At 72.1% G+C, this 16,414-nt stretch carries 17 protein-coding genes; 11 read left to right on the top strand and 6 right to left on the bottom strand.

Annotated elements, in window-relative coordinates; translation table 11 throughout:
* The first annotated feature begins 92 nt into the window (after positions 1 to 92).
* On the top strand, positions 93 to 548 hold the full coding sequence (locus Cco03nite_RS24550; RefSeq protein WP_203694548.1) for a hypothetical protein: 456 nt from the start codon (positions 93 to 95) through the stop codon (positions 546 to 548).
* Here the strand turns inward: Cco03nite_RS24550 and Cco03nite_RS24545 are convergent.
* From Cco03nite_RS24545 to Cco03nite_RS24530, 4 genes are read right to left on the bottom strand one after another with little or no spacing between them, the layout of a single operon-like run.
* Positions 533 to 2,005 carry an AAA family ATPase gene (locus tag Cco03nite_RS24545; protein ID WP_239167622.1) on the bottom strand — a complete coding sequence of 491 codons (1,473 nt, stop codon included), beginning with the start codon at positions 2,003 to 2,005 and terminating at the stop codon, positions 533 to 535. The two genes, Cco03nite_RS24550 and Cco03nite_RS24545, sit on opposite strands and share 16 nt — an antisense overlap.
* A gap of 35 nt (positions 2,006 to 2,040) precedes the next feature.
* Positions 2,041 to 3,417: a PH domain-containing protein gene (locus tag Cco03nite_RS24540; protein ID WP_344350281.1), complete on the bottom strand. Its 1,377-nt coding sequence runs from the start codon at positions 3,415 to 3,417 to the stop codon at positions 2,041 to 2,043.
* Positions 3,414 to 3,944: a PH domain-containing protein gene (locus Cco03nite_RS24535; RefSeq protein ID WP_239167621.1), complete on the bottom strand. Its 531-nt coding sequence runs from the start codon at positions 3,942 to 3,944 to the stop codon at positions 3,414 to 3,416. Before Cco03nite_RS24535 ends, Cco03nite_RS24540 begins: the two co-directional genes overlap by 4 nt.
* Before the next feature lie 17 nt (positions 3,945 to 3,961).
* Positions 3,962 to 4,162: an acetone carboxylase gene (locus tag Cco03nite_RS24530; protein ID WP_239167620.1), complete on the bottom strand. Its 201-nt coding sequence runs from the start codon at positions 4,160 to 4,162 to the stop codon at positions 3,962 to 3,964.
* A gap of 345 nt (positions 4,163 to 4,507) precedes the next feature.
* On the opposite strand from Cco03nite_RS24530, the gene Cco03nite_RS24525 reads away from it, so the two are divergent.
* The 7 genes from Cco03nite_RS24525 (at position 4,508) to Cco03nite_RS24495 (ending at position 11,640) form a co-directional block, all read left to right on the top strand.
* Positions 4,508 to 5,509, top strand: coding sequence for an AAA family ATPase (locus tag Cco03nite_RS24525; RefSeq protein WP_203694568.1), 1,002 nt, complete (start codon positions 4,508 to 4,510; stop codon positions 5,507 to 5,509).
* A 28-nt stretch (positions 5,510 to 5,537) separates the two neighbouring features.
* Positions 5,538 to 6,533: a DUF58 domain-containing protein gene (locus tag Cco03nite_RS24520; protein ID WP_203694547.1), complete on the top strand. Its 996-nt coding sequence runs from the start codon at positions 5,538 to 5,540 to the stop codon at positions 6,531 to 6,533.
* Positions 6,530 to 7,489 (top strand): VWA domain-containing protein, encoded by a 960-nt coding sequence (locus Cco03nite_RS24515; protein WP_203694546.1) that lies wholly within the window; start codon positions 6,530 to 6,532, stop codon positions 7,487 to 7,489. Before Cco03nite_RS24520 ends, Cco03nite_RS24515 begins: the two co-directional genes overlap by 4 nt.
* A 576-nt stretch (positions 7,490 to 8,065) precedes the next feature.
* Positions 8,066 to 8,779 (top strand): 3-oxoacyl-ACP reductase FabG, encoded by a 714-nt coding sequence (fabG, locus tag Cco03nite_RS24510; protein WP_120315934.1) that lies wholly within the window; start codon positions 8,066 to 8,068, stop codon positions 8,777 to 8,779.
* A 47-nt stretch (positions 8,780 to 8,826) separates the two neighbouring features.
* Entirely contained in the window at positions 8,827 to 9,588 is a 762-nt protein-coding gene (gene fabI / locus Cco03nite_RS24505) for an enoyl-ACP reductase FabI (RefSeq protein WP_203694545.1), read from the top strand.
* A gap of 184 nt (positions 9,589 to 9,772) precedes the next feature.
* Complete coding sequence (locus Cco03nite_RS24500) at positions 9,773 to 10,816, top strand: ferrochelatase (protein WP_203694544.1); 1,044 nt, start codon at positions 9,773 to 9,775, stop codon at positions 10,814 to 10,816.
* Positions 10,813 to 11,640: an HAD-IIA family hydrolase gene (locus tag Cco03nite_RS24495; RefSeq protein ID WP_203694543.1), complete on the top strand. Its 828-nt coding sequence runs from the start codon at positions 10,813 to 10,815 to the stop codon at positions 11,638 to 11,640. The genes Cco03nite_RS24500 and Cco03nite_RS24495 overlap by 4 nt, the downstream gene beginning before the upstream one ends.
* A gap of 103 nt (positions 11,641 to 11,743) precedes the next feature.
* Here the strand turns inward: Cco03nite_RS24495 and Cco03nite_RS24490 are convergent, their stop codons facing one another.
* Positions 11,744 to 12,526 (bottom strand): Rv1486c family protein, encoded by a 783-nt coding sequence (locus Cco03nite_RS24490; protein ID WP_203694542.1) that lies wholly within the window; start codon positions 12,524 to 12,526, stop codon positions 11,744 to 11,746.
* A 90-nt stretch (positions 12,527 to 12,616) separates the two neighbouring features.
* Between Cco03nite_RS24490 and Cco03nite_RS24485 the strand changes: the two genes are divergently transcribed.
* Positions 12,617 to 13,429, top strand: coding sequence for a DUF3097 domain-containing protein (locus Cco03nite_RS24485; RefSeq protein ID WP_203694541.1), 813 nt, complete (start codon positions 12,617 to 12,619; stop codon positions 13,427 to 13,429).
* A 4-nt stretch (positions 13,430 to 13,433) separates the two neighbouring features.
* Here the strand turns inward: Cco03nite_RS24485 and Cco03nite_RS24480 are convergent, their stop codons facing one another.
* On the bottom strand, positions 13,434 to 14,750 hold the full coding sequence (locus Cco03nite_RS24480) for a serine hydrolase domain-containing protein (RefSeq protein ID WP_203694540.1): 1,317 nt from the start codon (positions 14,748 to 14,750) through the stop codon (positions 13,434 to 13,436).
* Between the two features lie 193 nt (positions 14,751 to 14,943).
* Between Cco03nite_RS24480 and Cco03nite_RS24475 the strand changes: the two genes are divergently transcribed.
* Positions 14,944 to 15,378 (top strand): NfeD family protein, encoded by a 435-nt coding sequence (locus Cco03nite_RS24475; protein WP_239167619.1) that lies wholly within the window; start codon positions 14,944 to 14,946, stop codon positions 15,376 to 15,378.
* Positions 15,378 to 16,385: an SPFH domain-containing protein gene (locus Cco03nite_RS24470; protein WP_203694539.1), complete on the top strand. Its 1,008-nt coding sequence runs from the start codon at positions 15,378 to 15,380 to the stop codon at positions 16,383 to 16,385. The genes Cco03nite_RS24475 and Cco03nite_RS24470 overlap by 1 nt, the downstream gene beginning before the upstream one ends.
* The last annotated feature ends 29 nt before the right edge of the window (positions 16,386 to 16,414 follow it).

The following is a 16,414-nucleotide window of genomic DNA, read 5'->3' as shown; positions in this document are numbered from 1 at the left end:
GGACGCACGCGGGCGGCCGTGGACATCCGTGTCACCCCGATGGGGCGGCGGAATCCGCGGCCGCACGGCACGGTGGCGGATAGACATTGGAGGTGGCGGTGCTGGTCGACTTCGGCGGGGAGCGGCTGGAGGTGACGGCGGCCGGCGGGCTGACCGCGTCGCACGCCGCGCAGATCCGGCAGGCGGTCTACGACGGGCGGCTGCTGCGCTTCCCCGACCCGTCCTGGCGGTGCGCCTACCTGAGCGCGGGCGAGGAGAAGGCCTGCTTCGGCATACGCGACGCCGACGGGCGCATGTTCGTGCTGGAGGTCATCGACGAGCGCACATACCTCAACGGGCGTTTCGTCGGCGGGGCCTACTCAGTAGAGCTGCTTGTGCCCAGCGCCTCCATCTCGGCGGCCAGCGCCTCGGCCTGCTCGCGGCTGTCGCACCGGCGCACCTCGTACCGGTTGCCGTTGTCGTCCTGCCGCCACACCACCCAGCGCCGTGAACCGTCCTCGGGGTGCATACGCCTCCTCTGCCCGCGTCGTCATCATTCTCCGCGGTAGAGCCGGTCGAGGTCGACCAGCTCCAGGCCGGCGTCCTCGTTGGCCAGCCGGTGCAGTGTGGGCGTGAATCCCGCGCGGCTGAACAGCAGCAGCCGGACCGGCTCCGGGGTGACGGTGCTGGGAAGCAGATCGCGTACGTGCTGCAGGCGGTGCAGTTCGGTCTCGCCGACCTGCTTCGCGGTGGCCTTCACCTCGCCGATGGCCAGCACCCGGCGCGGCTCGAACGGCTCCTCCCGCATCGCCACCACGTCGATCTCGTGACCCCGGCCGTGCTCGCGGCAGGCGACGACGGCGGAGCGGACCTGGTTGGGCCAGCCGCCGAGGGTCTGTTCGGCCGCATGGGCCTGGGTCCACTCCCGGGCGAGTTGCTCCAGGTGCGGACCGTAGATCTTGGAACTGACCGTGTCGTCCTTGCTCTCCCAGACCCGCCGACCCTGGCGGAGGGCGAACGCCGCGTCGTTGCCGACGATGACGAGCTGATGGAACCGGATCAGCGGCTCGGCGATCCGGTAGGAGGGGCGCTGCTGGCGGAATGCGTCGTCGTCCCGGTCGATCAGGCGCACACTTTCCAGCACGGCGAGCGGATGGCCGAGTGCGCTGTCCGGGCGGCCGAGGGCGTTGGCGATCTCCGACCGGCGGTGGGCCCCGCGGCTGATCGCGGCGAGCACCGAGAAGTACAGGGCGGGGTCGGCGATCTCGGTCTGCTGGCGGAGCAGGACGTCACCCTCGTGGAACATGACCGAAGCGGGATTGAGCAGCCGATCGACCACCCAGTCGTCGAACTCGGCCAGCGTGTGCGGCGCGGTCTCCGACATGGCCGGATAAGCGGGGGTGCCGCCGACCAGCGCGTTGATACGAAACGCGAGCTCCGGGTCGCGCGCTCCCCAGAAGGCGGCGGCCTCGCGGTAGCCGAGCGGGTGGACCAGGAGTTCCAGCGAGGCCCTCCCACGCAGTGGCGCGGTGCCGCCGAGCACGTTGCGCATGGTGGTCATGGCGCTGCCGCACAGGATCAGGCGGGCCTGACTGCGGCCGCCGCGGTGGTGCGGCTCCAAGGCGATCTGCAGGTGCGAAGCGATGCCGTCGACGCTGTCGAGCAGGTACGAGAACTCGTCGAGCACCACCGTGGCCGGGCCACGCTCGCCCAGGCGCAGCAGGGCGTCGATCGCGTCGGGCCAGCCGGTGAACTGAGCCGGCGTACCGCCGGTGAACTGGTGGTAGGCGGCACTGAGATCGGTAAGGTTCTGCTCGGCCGCCTGCTGCGCGGCGGTGAACATGAAGCCGCCGGTGGCGCGGGCGAGCTGCGACAGCAGGAACGTCTTTCCCTGCCGGCGGCGGCCGTAGACCAGTCCCAAGGCCGCTCCGGGCCGTTTTTGGCTGACGAACCCGCTGAGCGCGTCCCACTCGTGAACACGGTCGAAGAGTTCGCGGGGTTTCGCCACGGCGGGCTTCGTCGGCACGGAAGGAAGTATAACTCGATTTATAGTAAGTCGACTTACACTTCTGCGCGGGCCGCGCGGGCGCGGGTGGTCAGGTCGTCCGCCCAGGCGAAGGCCTCGGCCAGCGGCCGGTGCACGGCCGCGGCGGGAGTCGCGCCCGCGACGTCGACGTACACCGTGGCCAGGCCGAGGCGGCGCTGCCAGGGGCCCTCGGTGACGCGCACGCTCTGGATCCGGGCGTACGGCACGACGGTCAGCTGCCGGGTCGTCAGCCCGTCGACGGTGGCGAACGCGTGCTCGGTCAGGCCCGCGGCCAGCACCCGGCGGCGCAGCGGGGCCAGCCAGCGGGCCCGGTGCGGCACGGGTGACAGCGGCAGGGCGTTGATGTCCAGGCCGGGCAGCGCCAGCGGCACCAGGGCCCGCGCGGTGTCCACGGTCGCCACGGGGAGCAGCCGGTCGGTCTCGGCCCGGCTCTGCCGGCCGTCGGCGTTGACCGAACTCTGCCCGGCGACGGCGAGGGTGACCCGCAGCCAGCCCTTGCCACGCCACAGCAGCGGCCAGGTCACCGTCAGCGACTGGATGCGCTGCGGGGCGACCACCTGGCTGCGGGTCTCCAGCAGGCCGTGCCGGATGCGCAGGCGCTCGTCGGCGGCCCGGCCGATCCGGAAGTTCCAGAAGTTGAGGATGCGCATCACTGGAGCACCGATGGTTCCCGCCACGGCGGTGACCATGCTGGCGACCGCGAAGACGCCGAAGTCGCTGTTGAAGGCCAGCTGGCCGATGATGTACAGGATGGCCAGCGGGGTGAACATCACCGGCGGGGTCAGGAACTGGCTGACCATCACCTCGTTGTTGTCGACCCGGTAGAGGTCGGCCTGCTCGGGCTGCGCCGCGTCCGGCTCGGTCGCGGCGGGGGCCGTCTCGGCGGTCGCCGCCGACGTCCGGCTGGCCAGCGCCAGCAGGCGGGTGCGCAGCACGTCGGCCTCGGCCAGGGGCAGGAAGGCCAGCGGCGCCTCGGCCTTGCCCGATCCCGCCACGTCCAGCTTCAGTTCGGCGAGCCCGGCCAGGCGGGCCAGCACCGGCTGCACCACCTCGATCGCCTGGAGCCGTTCCAGCGGCACCGCGCGGGTGCGCCGGAACAGCACCCCCTCGTGGATGCGCAGCTCCCGGCCGACCACTTCATAGCCGGTGAAGCGCCACGCGACGGCGGAGTAGAGCAGCACCAGCACCAGCAGGCCGAGCAGGACCAGGGCGTAAAGGTCGGGGCCGAGGTTCTGCAGGCCGCGCCAGGACACGGCGGCGACCACCAGGAACAGGGTGCGCACGCTCTTGAGCACCGGGCTGAGCGGATGCAACCGCTGCCGGGCGATCGCCTGCGGCCGCTCGACGGCGGCGGGCAAGGGTTGCTCCGGCGGGCCGGCGGGTGCGGTCACAGGCCCTCACCGGCGTCCTCGCCGAGTGCGGCGAGCCGGTCGCGCAGGCGGGCGGCCTCGGCGGGTTCGAGGCCGGGGATGGTCGCGTCGGAGGCCGCCGCGGCGGTGTGCAGCTGCACCGTGGCCAGGCCGAACGAGCGCTCCAGCGGGCCGGCGACGACGTCGACGTACTGCATGCGGGCGTACGGGACGATGGACAGGTGCCGGACCATACGGCCGTGCCGGACCAGCAGGTCGCGCTCGCGCTCGGCGTAGCCGTAGGAGCGGGCGGCGCGCACCGCCACCACGCCCCGCACGACGGTGAGCACCAGCACCGCGACGGCGGCGACCAGCGCCCAGCTCGAACCGGTGAAGGCCCAGATCACGCCGCACACCGCCAGCATGATCGCGGTGCTGATCGACACCCGGGTGAGTTCCAGCGCGACCAGCCGCGGTGAGACGGGACGCCAGGTGACCTCGCCCGGCCACGGGTCGAGGGCGCTGCGCGCCGCGGTGTGTCGTGGTGCTTCCAGCCGCGGCTCGGTCACGTTTCGACGATAGACGATCAGGTCAGGGGCAGCGTCTCGCGCAGGAAGCCCCGCGCGGACAGGAAGTCGGCCAGGGTCTGCCGGTGCTCGTCGCAGGCGAGCCAGGTCTTGCGCCGCTGCGGATCGTGCAGCTTCGGGTTGTTCCAGCGCAGCTCCCAGGCGGCTGCGGCGCGGCAGCCCTTGCGCGAGCAGATCAGGGGAGCCTCGGCCTCGATCACGTCGTGGAGCCTACCCGCGCAACAAAAAAGCCCGAGCGGGGCTCGGACTGTGTTTGGCGTGCCGGGCGGCCACGGGGGAAGCCGCCCGGCAACGCACGAATATTAACCACGCGCCGGGCGCGGAGGGAAGAGTGGCGGGGCATCCGTTCGGATGAAATGAAAAGCCGACACCGGCGGGCGCTGACCACTGATGGTTTCGCCGTAATAACGGCACTATGCCGCATAAGTCGGCTGTTCGTGCGAGGCTGGGGCAGGTCAGCAACCCGTCGGTAACGAGGAGCCGTGGTGCAGCCCATCGCCTACGACAACGCCACCGGCCCCGCGCTCGTCGGCAGCGCCGAAGCCGTGCCCGCCGCGCCCGCCACGCCCGCGCAGGACGCGACGCTGCTGGAACGCGCCCTGTTCGAGGTCAAGAAGGTGATCGTCGGCCAGGACCGGCTGATCGAGCGCATGTTCACGGCCCTGCTGGCCCGCGGGCACTGCCTGCTGGAGGGCGTGCCCGGGGTGGCCAAGACCCTGGCCGTGGAGACCCTGGCGACGGTCGTCGGCGGCACGTTCGCGCGGGTGCAGTTCACGCCGGACCTGGTGCCCGCCGACATCGTCGGCACGCGCATCTACCGCACCGGCAGCGAGCGCTTCGACGTCGAGCTGGGCCCGGTCTTCGTCAACTTCCTGCTCGCCGACGAGATCAACCGGGCCCCGGCCAAGGTGCAGTCGGCGCTGCTGGAGGTCATGGCCGAGCGGCACGTGTCGCTGGGCGGGGTGACCCATACCGTGCCGGATCCGTTCCTGGTCATGGCCACCCAGAACCCGATCGAGCAGGAGGGCGTGTACCCGCTGCCCGAGGCGCAGCGCGACCGCTTCCTGCTGAAGGTGCTGGTGGGCTACCCGACCGACACCGAGGAACGCGAGATCGTGTACCGGATGGGCGTGGCGCCGCCGCGCGCGGTGCCGGTGCTCACCACCGAGGCGCTGCTCGGCCTGCAGGAACGCGCCGACCAGGTGTTCGTCCACAATGCACTGGTCGACTACTCGGTGCGCCTGGTGCTGGCCACCCGCGCCCCGGCCGAGCACGGGCTGCCCGACGTCGCCCGCCTCATCCAGTACGGCGCCAGCCCGCGCGCCTCGCTCGGCCTGGTGCGGGCCACCCGGGCGCTGGCCCTGCTGCGCGGGCGCGACTACGCGCTGCCGCAGGACGTGCTCGACATCGCCCCGGACGTGCTGCGCCACCGGCTGGTGCTCAGCTACGACGCGCTCGCCGACGAGATCCCCGCCGACCACGTCGTCGCCCGGGTGCTGGCCGCGGTGCCGCTGCCCTCGGTCGCCCCGCGGCAGCAGGCAACATGAGCGGTCGCGGCGCAGGCGGGGCGCGGCCATGACCGCGACCGCGCCGGAACGGGCCGGCGGCGAGGCGGCGCTGCGGCGGCTGCAACTGCTGGTCAACCGACGCCTCGACGGCCTGCTGCAGGGCGACTACCTGGGCCTGCTGCCCGGGCCCGGCAGCGAGGCGGGTGAGTCGCGGGAATACCGGGCGGGCGACGACGTACGGCGGATGGACTGGCCGGTCACCGCCCGCACCACGGTCCCGCACGTGCGGCTGACCGTGGCCGACCGGGAGCTCGAGACCTGGCTGGCCGTGGACCTGTCGCCCAGCCTCGACTTCGGCACCGCCCGGATGCTCAAGCGCGACCTGGTGCTCGCGGCGACCGCGGCGATGACCCACCTGACCGTACGCGGCGGCAACCGGGTCGGCGCGGTGATCAACGCGGGCGGCCCCGAGCTGGTCCGCCGGCCCGCGCGGCCCGGCCGCCGGGAGGCCCAGGGGCTGCTGCGTACGGTGGCGCGCCTGATCGACGAGGGCGGCGCGGCACGGGCCACGGCACCCGGACGCCCGCCGGGCGCGCGGTGGCGTGGCAGGCAGCGTGGTGTCCCGCAGCATCCTGCCGACAGCCTCGCGCCGCTGATCGAGGCGCTGAACAGCCCGCCGCGCCGGCGCGGGCTGGCCGTGGTGATCTCGGACTTCCTGGACCCGCCCGAGCGCTGGGCCTGGCCGCTGCGCAAGCTCGCCGCCCGGCACGAGGTGCTGGCCGTCGAGGTGCTCGACCCGTGCGAGCTGGAACTGCCCGCGGCCGGGGTGCTGGAGCTGCGCGACCCGGAGACCGGCGCGGTGCACGAGGTGCAGACCGGCGACCGCGACCTGCGCCGCCGTTATGCCCAGGCCGCGGCGCGGCAGCGAGAGCTGATCGCCGACGCGGTGCGCACCGCCGGGGCGCGGCAGGTGCGGCTGCGCACCGACTCCGACTGGCTGCTCGACCTGGTGCGGTTCGTGGCCGCGCAACGACACCGCCGTACCCGCGGGGGGAGCCGATGATCCGTTTCCTGGATCCGATGTGGCTGCTCGGGTTGATCCCGGTGCTGGCCCTGGCCGGGGCGTACGCCGCCCGGCACCTGCTGCGGCGGTTCCGGCGGGACACCGCGCTGCCGTTCAGCAACCTGGAGCTGCTGCGCTCGCTGGCCCCCCGAGGGCTGGGCTGGCGGCGGCACGTGGCCGCCGGCCTGTTCCTGGCCGGCCTGTTCTCGCTGGTGACGGCGCTGGCACGGCCCTCGGTGGAGGTCGACGAGCCGCTGGAGCGGGCGACCATCATCCTGGCCATCGACGTGTCGCTGTCGATGCAGGCCGACGACGTGACCCCGACCCGGATCGAGGCGGCGCAGGAGGCCGCCAAGCAGTTCGTGCAGGAGCTGCCCGGCTCGTACAACCTGGGGCTGGTGTCGTTCGCGAAGTCGGCCAACGTGCTGGTCTCGCCGGGCAAGGACCGCGCGGCGGTGACCGACGCGATCGACGCGCTGGAGCTGGCCGAGGCCACCGCGACCGGCGAGGCCGTGTACACCTCGCTGGACGCGATCAAGGCGGTGCCCGGGGCCGGGGCCGAGGGGCCGCCACCGGCGCGGATCGTGCTGCTGTCCGACGGCTACCGCACCTACGGCCGGGCGATCGAGGACGCGGCCGTCGCGGCGGTCGAGGCGAACGTGCCGGTGACCACGATCGCCTTCGGCACGGACGCCGGCATGGTGGACATCGCCGGGCAGTTGCAGCGGGTGCCGGTGGACCGGCAGGCGCTGGCCGAGCTGGCCGAGACGACCGGCGGCTTCTTCTACGAGGCGGCGTCGGCGGCCGAGCTGACCCAGGTGTACCAGGACATGGGCTCGTCGATCGGCCACAAGACGGTGCCCAAGGAGGTCTCGCAGTGGTTCGCCGGGGCGGCGCTGCTGCTCGGCCTCGGCGCGGGCGCGCTCAGCCTGCTCTGGACGTCACGGCTGCCCTGACGGGCAGCCGGGGTCCGGGTGCGCCCGCCTCGTCGCGGGCGCGGGCCGGTGGCGCTCAGCGAGCGCCGACCAGCACGAAGATGGCCACCACCCAGGTCGCGGCGAGGGTGAAGCCCAGTGGGGCGAGGTAACGGCTCATGACGTACTCCGGTGACTGTGTTGTGCAGGCAACTACAGGGACACGCGGGTGTGAGTCATGACCAGGTCACGGCGCAGGCCTCCCAGCCGGTGGCGGACACCGGCTCGGTGGGAAGGAGAGCGCGTGGGGATGCGAGAGCTCTGGCGCGGTCAGCGCACTGCGGCTCGCAGGACCCGGCCATGACTCGGAGGATCGCTATCTCGCATAGCGATCACCTCCTTAGGCCGAAATCCAGCTCGCAAACGTCGTGATCATACCGTATGGGCGATCGTGATCCGCATCAGCCGTACCGGCAGGGTTTCCGTGTCCACCCGGACGGAGCAGTCTGTGGGAATCCCACAAAGATTATAGTCGGATTTAGTCACGGCCCCGTACCGGCCGCCTTCCGCGCGGCGTCCTAGGCTCAGGCGGAACAACCTGATCGCGAAGGAGTGACCGTGTCTCGTACCGTCCTCGTCACCGGCGGCAACCGCGGTATCGGCCTGGCGATCGCGCAGGCGTTCGCCAAGCAGGGCGACCGTGTGGCGATCACCCACCGGGGCACCTTCGACCAGTCGCTGGCCCCGGAGATCCTGGGCGTCACCTGCGACGTCACCGACCCCGCGGCGGTCGACGCTGCGTTCACCACCGTGGAGAACGAGCTGGGCCCGGTCGAGGTGCTGGTCGCCAACGCCGGCATCACCGACGACACGCTGCTGATGCGCATGTCCGAGGAGCAGTTCGGCCGGGTGCTGGACACCAACCTGAGCGGCGCGTGGCGCTGCGCCCGCCGCGCCTCGACCAAGATGGTCCGCGGACGCTGGGGCCGCATGATCTTCATCTCCTCGGTGGTCGGCCTGTACGGCGGCGCGGGCCAGGTCAACTACGCGGCGAGCAAGGCCGGCCTGGTCGGCATGGCCCGCTCGATCACCCGCGAGCTGGGCACCCGCAACATCACCGCGAACGTGGTCGCCCCCGGCTTCATCGAGACCGACATGACCGACAAGCTCACCGACGAGCGCAAGGCCGAGATCCGCAAGGCCATCCCGGCCGGCCGCATCGCCGCGGTCGACGAGATCGCTGGCGTCGTCACCTGGCTCGCCGGCGACACCGCCGGCTACATCTCCGGCGCGGTCATCCCCGTCGACGGCGGCCTCGGCATGGGCCACTGACCGCCCTTCACCACCGTGCTCGACAAGATTTCGAATGAGGAGTAGACGTGCTGCTCGAAGGTAAGCGCATCCTGGTCACCGGCGTGATCACGGAGCAGTCGATCGCGTTCAACGTCGCGAAGATCGCCCAGGAGCAGGGCGCGACCGTGGTGCTGACCGGCTACGGCCGCCTGTCGCTGGTGGAGCGGATCGCCAAGCGGCTGCCCGTCACCGCGCCGGTCATCGAGCTGGACGCGACCAACCCGGAGCAGCTGGCGGCCCTGGCCGACAACGTGCGCGGGTACGTCGACGGGCTCGACGGCGTGGTCCACTCGATCGGCTTCGCGCCGTCCACCGCGCTCGGCGGCACGTTCCTGCAGACGCCGTGGGAGGACGTGGCCACCGCGGTGCACGTGTCGACGTACTCGTACAAGGCGCTGGCCATGGCCACCCTGCCGCTGATGCCCAACGGCGGCTCGATCGTCGGCCTGACCTTCGACGCCACCGTCGCCTGGCCGGTGTACGACTGGATGGGCGTGGCAAAGGCCGGCCTCGAGTCCGCCTCCCGCTACCTGGCCAACTACCTCGGTGACCAGGGCATCCGCAGCAACCTGGTGTCGGCCGGCCCGCTGCGCACGATGGCCGCCAAGTCGATTCCCGGCTTCGAGAAGTTCGAGGAGTCCTGGACCGAGCGCGCCCCGCTGGGCTGGAACCTCACCGACACCGAGCCCACCGCCAAGGCCGTCTGCGCCCTCCTCTCCGACTGGTTCCCCGCCACCACCGGCGAGATCATCCACGTCGACGGCGGCTACCACGCCCTCGGCGCGTAACTGCTGTCGCGACTCTTCAAGAGTTGCGCTTTCCGGACGTCACCCAGGCCGCAGCTCTTTAAGAGTTGCGGCCTGGGGCGTCTGGGCCTCGGCCCAGGTCCTGGCGGCCCGCGTTCTGTGACGTGGGTGGGATGGCGGGTGGGTGATGTGTGGGCGGTCCGGGTGGGGATCTAGCCTTTTACGCATGTACGACGCCTTCCTGCTGTTGTCGTTCGGCGGTCCGGAACACCCCGACGAGGTGCTGCCGTTCCTGCACAACGTGACGCGGGGCCGCGGCGTACCCCCCGAACGGCTGGCCGAGGTCGCCGAGCACTACCTGCGCTTCGGCGGGGTGTCGCCGATCAACGAGCAGTGCCGCGAGCTGGTCGCCGCGATCCGGGCCGACTTCGCGGCCAACGCGGTGGACCTGCCCGTGTACTGGGGCAACCGGAACTGGCGGCCGATGCTGGCCGACACCCTGGCGCAGATGCGCGACCACGGCATCGGCCACGCGGTGGCGCTGGCGACCAGCGCCTACGGGTCGTACTCGTCGTGCCGGCAGTACCTGCAGGACATCGCCTCGGCGCGGGCCGCGGTCGGGCCGCGCGCCCCGGTCGTCGACAAGCTGCGCCACTTCCACGACCACCCCGGTTTCGTCGAGCCGTTCGCCGACGCGGTCGCCGCGGCGCTGTCGACGCTCGACGCGTCCCAGCACGCGAGCACCCGGCTGGTGTTCACCGCGCACTCGATCCCGGTGTCCATGGCGGAGTCCAGCGGCCCGTCCGGCGGCCGCTACGAGGCCCAGCTGCGCGAGACCGCCCGGCTGGTCGCCGAGCGGGGCGCGCCCGGCCTGTCCTGGGACCTGGTCTGGCAGAGCCGGTCCGGCGCGCCGCACATCCCGTGGCTGGAACCGGACGTCAACGACCACCTCGAGGTGCTGGCCAAGGAGGGTGTCACCCAGGTCGTGGTGAGCCCGATCGGTTTCGTGTCCGACCACCTGGAGGTGCTGTGGGACCTCGACGAGGAGGCCGCGGCGACGGCGCGCCGGCTGGGCCTGGGGTTCGTGCGGGCGGGCACGCCCGGCGCCGACCCGCGGTTCGTGGCGATGGTGCGCGACCTCGTGCTGGAGCGGATGACGCCGCCGGGGGACCGCTCCCGGGCCGCGCTCGGTAGGCTCGGGCACTGGGATGTCTGCGCGAGCAACTGCTGCCCGCCGCCGGCGCGCAGCAACAGAGAGGGAACCCGATGACCGACCGCAAGCCGATCGCCGCCTGGTTGACCGACATGGACGGCGTACTGGTCCACGAGGGTGAGCCGGTGCCGGGCGCGCCGGAGTTCATCGGGCGGCTGCGGGCGTCGGGCATGCCGTTCCTGGTCCTCACCAACAACTCCATCTACACCCCGCGTGACCTGCACGCCCGCCTCACCCGGCTGGGCTTCGACCTGCCGGAGTCGGCGATCTGGACGTCGGCGCTGGCCACCGCGCAGTTCCTGGCCGACCAGCGGCCGGGCGGCACGGCGTATGTCATCGGCGAGGCGGGCCTGACCACGGCGCTGCACGCGGCGGGCTACATCATGACCGACTACGAGCCCGACTACGTGGTGCTGGGGGAGACCCGCAACTACAGCTTCGAGGCGATCACCACGGCGATCCGGCTGATCAACAAGGGCGCCCGCTTCATCTGCACCAATCCGGACGCCACCGGGCCGTCGAACGAGGGCGCGCTGCCGGCCGCGGGCTCGGTCGCCGCGCTGATCACGAAGGCCACCGGCATCGAGCCGTACTTCGTGGGCAAGCCGAACCCGATGATGATGCGCTCGGCGCTCAACAAGATCGGCGCGCACTCGGAGTCGGCCGCGATGATCGGAGACCGGATGGACACCGACGTGCTGTGCGGCCTGGAGGCCGGGCTGCACACCATCCTCGTGCTCACCGGCATCGCCACCAAGGCCGACATGGAGCGGTACCCGTACCGGCCGTCGCGGGTCATCAGCTCCGTCGCCGACCTGATCGACGAGGTCGAGCCGCTCACCCCGGTCCCCGCCGACGCGCCCGACACCCCGGCCCGCTGACCGTCCACACGCCCGGCCTTGCATAGACGCTGGCCTATCACGCTGAATAATCGGCGATCATTTTCGATGTGATAGGCCAACGTCTATTGAAATCGGGGTCGGGTCACGCCTCGAAGGGGGCGTTGCAGGCGGCGACCATGGCGGCGCGGCAGGCGGCGGCCAGGGGGCGCAGGGCTTCGTCGCGTTGCTGGGCCTCGAAGCTGTTCAGCGCCCCGCCCGGGGCGGCCTGGCCGGCCAGGGTCAGCACCCGGTCCACGACGCAGGCGCGGGCGTAGAGCCGCCGGGCCCGCGGGTCGTAGCCCGGGGGCAGGTCGGTCTCGGCGTCGGGCTTGCGCAGCGCCTGCAGCGCCCCGGCCAGCTCGGGCCGCCACTGCGCCACGTCCAGGCGGACCAGCCGGGTGGTGGTCTCGGTCAGCGCCAGGCTCAGCGCGCCGTCGGCTTCGCGTACGCCCGGCAGGTGCGCGCTCGGGGCCTCGGGCAGCTCGAACGCCCGCCACAGCACGGTGGTGAAGGTGACGCCCGACCCGGACGTGTGCTGCCGCGTCTCGGGCACCAGGCCGAGCCGGCTCGCGATGACACCCTCGCCGTTGACCAGGGCGTGGCTGGTGAACGGGCCGGGGCCGGGCAGCCCGCGCGGGTCGCCGGGCACCGGCAGCACCAGCCGGATCTCGTCGGGGTGCAGCTTGGCCAGCGCGGGCAGGGCCTCGCGCAGCTCGACCTCCTCGCGCCACTGGCCGGGCAGGTCGCGCACGTGCTGCTCCTCCTCGGCGGTCAGGTCGTCGAGGATCTCGTCGAAGGACACCAGTCCGGCGCGCCAGGCCCGGGTCCACGCGACGAAGCGGGCGGACCGGCGCGTGGTCAGGGTCACCTGCGCTGCGGGGGACATGCCGACCAGGGTACGTGCTGTTCCTGGGGTTTGTCCCGGACCGGCGCGTCATTGAGCGCGCGACGCGCGCGGGGACTAGGGTGCCGTCGCATGCGCTACAGCGATGATGTGCTCGATTCCTTCGACCGCCGCAAGCCTCGCCGGGTGACCCCCGAACACGACGCTGAGCTGGGCATGGTCGTGGAGGACGCGGGCAGCGGGTTCTGCGGGGAGATCGTGGGTTTCGAGTACGGCGCGGTGACCCTGGAGGACCGCCACGGCCGCCGCAGGCACTTCCCACTGGAACCCGCCGCCTTCCTACTGGATGGGACGGTGGTGACGCTGCGCCGCCCGCAGGCCTCCGCGGCGCCCGCGCAGCCGCGCCGTACCGCGTCCGGTTCGGTCGCCGCCGGGCCGGCCCGCGCCCAGGTGGCCCGCGCCGGCCGGATCTGGGTCGAGGGCCTGCACGACGCCGAGCTGCTGGAGCGCATCTGGGGCGACGACCTGCGCGCCGAGGCGGTCGTGGTGGAGCCGCTGCACGGCGTCGACGACCTGCCCGCCGCGGTGCGCGAGTTCGCGCCCGGCCCGGGACGGCGGCTGGGCGTGCTGGTGGACCACCTGGTCACGGGCACCAAGGAGGCCCGGCTCGCGCAGGCGGTGGACAGCCCGCACTGCCTGATCGCCGGACACCCGTACGTGGACGTGTGGCAGGCGGTGAAGCCGTCGCGGCTGGGCATGGAGGAGTGGCCGGTGGTGCCGTACGGGCACCCGTGGAAGGAGGGCATCTGCGCCGCGCTCGGTGTGAAGGAGCCCGCGCTGTTCTGGCGGCGGCTGCTGTCGCGCGTGGACAGCTACCACGACCTGGAGACGCCCCTGGTCAACTCGGTCGAGCGGCTCATCGACTTCGTGACCGCGCCGGAGTAGCCGCTCACGGCTGCCGGGTGTGCAGGAACGTGGCGATGTCCAGCTCCACCGGGGTGCGCTCGGCGTCGCGGCGGACCCGCATCACCTCGCCGTCGTTGCTGCCGCTGTGGCAGCGCCACACGTCCGCGCCCTCGGTGGTGAACCGCCACGGGGTGCCGGGCACGGTGACCGGGGTGAAGACCAGCTCGCCCGCGTCGGCGTCGAAGCGGGCGGCGAACTCCCGCCCCATCCACCACCACGTGCCCTCCAGCTCGTGCGGCTGCCCGGCGGGCTGCGGCTGCCACGGCGCCGGGCGCTCCGGTTCGGCGTCGAGGACCTCGGTCAGCAGCTGCCGGCTCAGGTCGGCCATGCGCTGCCCGTGCAGGGTGTACGCGTTGGCGAAGGTGACCACGCCGGTCCGGCTGGGCCGGTGCGTCCACAGGTGCGCCAGGTAGCCGGGCATGGACCCGCCGTGCCCGGCGAAGATGCGCTCGCCGCTGCGGGTCACTTCGAGGCCGAGCCCGTGGCCGGCGGTCCAGGCGTCCAGGTCGGTCATCACGACCGGGGCGCACATCTCGGCCAGCGTCGCCGGGGCGAGCACCGCCGGGTCCGGCTCGGCCAGGAACGCGGCCCACTTGAGCAGGTCGTCGGCGGTGGACCAGAGCTGCCCGGCGGGGGCCATCGCACCGGCGTCGGTGCGCGGCTCCTCGTTCAGCGTGCCGTGCCACGGGTGCACCACGTAGCCGCGGGCGAACGGCTCGACCTCGGTGTAGCTGGTGCGGGTCATGCCCAGCGGCTCCAGCAGGCGTTTGGTGACCAGCTCCGTCCAGTGCAGACCGGTGAGCCGGTGCGCGACCGCGCCGAGCAGCCCGTACGCCAGATTGGAGTAGTGGTAGGCGCGGTGCGGCGGGTAGGCGAGCTTGTCCGGCGTCAGCGCGGCGAGGAAGGTGTCCAGGTCGGGGCCGTCGTGCCGCTCCCACCAGAGGCCGTCGGGCTCGCGCTGCAGGCCGGAGATGTGGCCGAGCAGCTGGCGGATGGTGATGGCGCTGCCGACCGGGGTGCCGGGCAGGTGCCGGTAGAGCAGGTCGTCCAGGGCGAGCGCGCCCTCGTCGCGCAGCTGCATCAGCAGCACGGCGGTCAGCGTCTTGCTGATCGAGCCGATGCGGAACTGGGTGTCGCCGGTGGGCGCCGCCCCGGTCGCCGGATCGGTCCCGGCCACGGCGAGGTGGGCCGGTCGCCCGTCGCGCACCACGGCCGCCACCAGGCAGGGGGTACGCCCCTGCGCCTGCGCGCCGGCGACCAGCTCGTCGAAGCGGGCCGCGGTCTGCGTGTTCAGCGTCATCGTCTCTCCACCCTGTGCGCCCGCCGGTGCCGCCGCACCCCGAACGCTGCCAACTGCGCTGGACAACCTATGCGGACAACGGCGTCCAGGCCAAGGCGTTACCCCGGCTGGCTGGGCGTACCTCCGGATCTGTCCGAACGGACGAGGAGATCCACACCCCCCAACACTGGCGTGCGCGTGACACGATCAGCACGTGGAAGATTGGATGTGGTGGCTACTCCTCGCAGCGGTGGCGGTGATCGCGGAGCTTTTCACCGGCACGTTCGTGCTGCTGATGCTGGGCGCCGGCGCGCTGGTCGCCTCGCTGGTGGGTCTGGGCGGGGCACCCGGCTGGATCCAGGGCATCGTGTTCATCGGGGTGTCGGTCCTCTCGCTGGCGGTGGTGCGCCCCTGGATGAAGCACCGCTGGTTCCGGCAGGATGCCGATGCCGCCTCGATGGGGCTCGCGGTCACCGAGGGCGCGGACGCGCTCGTGGTGGAGCGGGTCGACGCCGACAACGGCCTGGTCAAGATCGGCGGCGAGCTCTGGCGGGCTCGGCCGTACGACGCCACGAAGACATATGTCCCGGGTGACCGGGTCCGGGTAGTGAAAGTGGACGGCGCGACCGCGCTGGTCTGGAGGGATTGATGGAGACTTTTATCACCGCGCTGGTGGCCATCATCGCGCTGATCGTCCTGATCACGCTGATCAAGATGGTCAAGATCGTGCCGCAGCAGCGCAACGACGTGGTCGAGCGCCTCGGCAAGTACAACCGCACGCTGACCCCCGGTCTGAACATCCTGGTGCCGTTCATCGACGCCGTGCGGACCAAGGTCGACCTGCGCGAGCAGGTGGTCAGCTTCCCGCCGCAGCCGGTGATCACGTCGGACAACCTGGTGGTCTCCATCGACACCGTGCTGTACTTCAAGGTCATCGACCCGGTGCGGGCCACCTACGAGATCGCCAACTTCCTGCAGGCGATCGAGCAGCTGACCGTCACCACCCTGCGTAACGTCATCGGCTCGATGGACCTCGAGCGCTCGCTGACCAGCCGCGAGGAGGTCAACCGGCAGCTGTCGGCGGTGCTCGACGAGAACACCGGCCGCTGGGGCGTCAAGGTGACCCGCGTCGAGATCAAGGCGATCGAGCCGCCGCCGAGCATCCGCGACTCCATGGAGAAGCAGATGCGCGCCGAGCGTGACCGCCGCGCCGCGATCCTCAACGCCGAAGGCCACAAGCAGTCGCAGATCCTCACCGCCGAGGGTGAGAAGCAGGCGGCGGTGCTGCGCGCCGACGGTGAGCGGCAGGCCCGCATCCTGCAGGCCGAGGGCCAGGCCAAGGCGATCAAGCTGGTCGTCGACGCCATCCACGTGTCCTCGCCCGACAACAAGGTGATGGCCTGGCAGTACCTGCAGGCCCTCCCGCAGATCGCGGCCGGCGCCTCGAACAAGCTCTGGATCGTCCCGGTCGAGCTCACCAAGGCCCTCGACGGCATCGCCGCCACCTTCGGCGGCCTGCGCCCCGACCCCGCCGCCGCCGAGGCGGCCCGCGAGTCGGGCGCCGAAGCCGAGGCCGAGGCCCAGCGCGTAGCCGAGGCGGCCGCCGCCGCCGTCAAGGAGATCGAAATCGAAACCAGCCGCCTCCCCAAGGAGTAACGGCCCTCGCCGCCCCCACGCGGCGACGA

It is taken from the genome of Catellatospora coxensis (assembly GCF_016862635.1).
GTDB lineage: Bacteria > Actinomycetota > Actinomycetes > Mycobacteriales > Micromonosporaceae > Catellatospora > Catellatospora coxensis.
This window is presented reverse-complemented; position numbering and strand designations above follow the sequence as displayed.

Excerpts from the sequence above, each read along its gene's own strand:
- Cco03nite_RS24490 (WP_203694542.1), bottom strand. The coding sequence starts at position 12,526 with ATGTCCCCCGCAGCGCAGGTGACCCTGACCACGCGCCGGTCCGCCCGC.
- Cco03nite_RS24480 (WP_203694540.1), bottom strand. The coding sequence starts at position 14,750 with ATGACGCTGAACACGCAGACCGCGGCCCGCTTCGACGAGCTGGTCGCC.
- Cco03nite_RS24520 (WP_203694547.1), top strand. The coding sequence starts at position 5,538 with ATGACCGCGACCGCGCCGGAACGGGCCGGCGGCGAGGCGGCGCTGCGG.
- Cco03nite_RS24495 (WP_203694543.1), top strand. The coding sequence starts at position 10,813 with ATGACCGACCGCAAGCCGATCGCCGCCTGGTTGACCGACATGGACGGC.
- Cco03nite_RS24515 (WP_203694546.1), top strand. The coding sequence starts at position 6,530 with ATGATCCGTTTCCTGGATCCGATGTGGCTGCTCGGGTTGATCCCGGTG.
- Cco03nite_RS24485 (WP_203694541.1), top strand. The coding sequence starts at position 12,617 with ATGCGCTACAGCGATGATGTGCTCGATTCCTTCGACCGCCGCAAGCCT.
- Cco03nite_RS24470 (WP_203694539.1), top strand. The coding sequence starts at position 15,378 with ATGGAGACTTTTATCACCGCGCTGGTGGCCATCATCGCGCTGATCGTC.
- Cco03nite_RS24500 (WP_203694544.1), top strand. The coding sequence starts at position 9,773 with ATGTACGACGCCTTCCTGCTGTTGTCGTTCGGCGGTCCGGAACACCCC.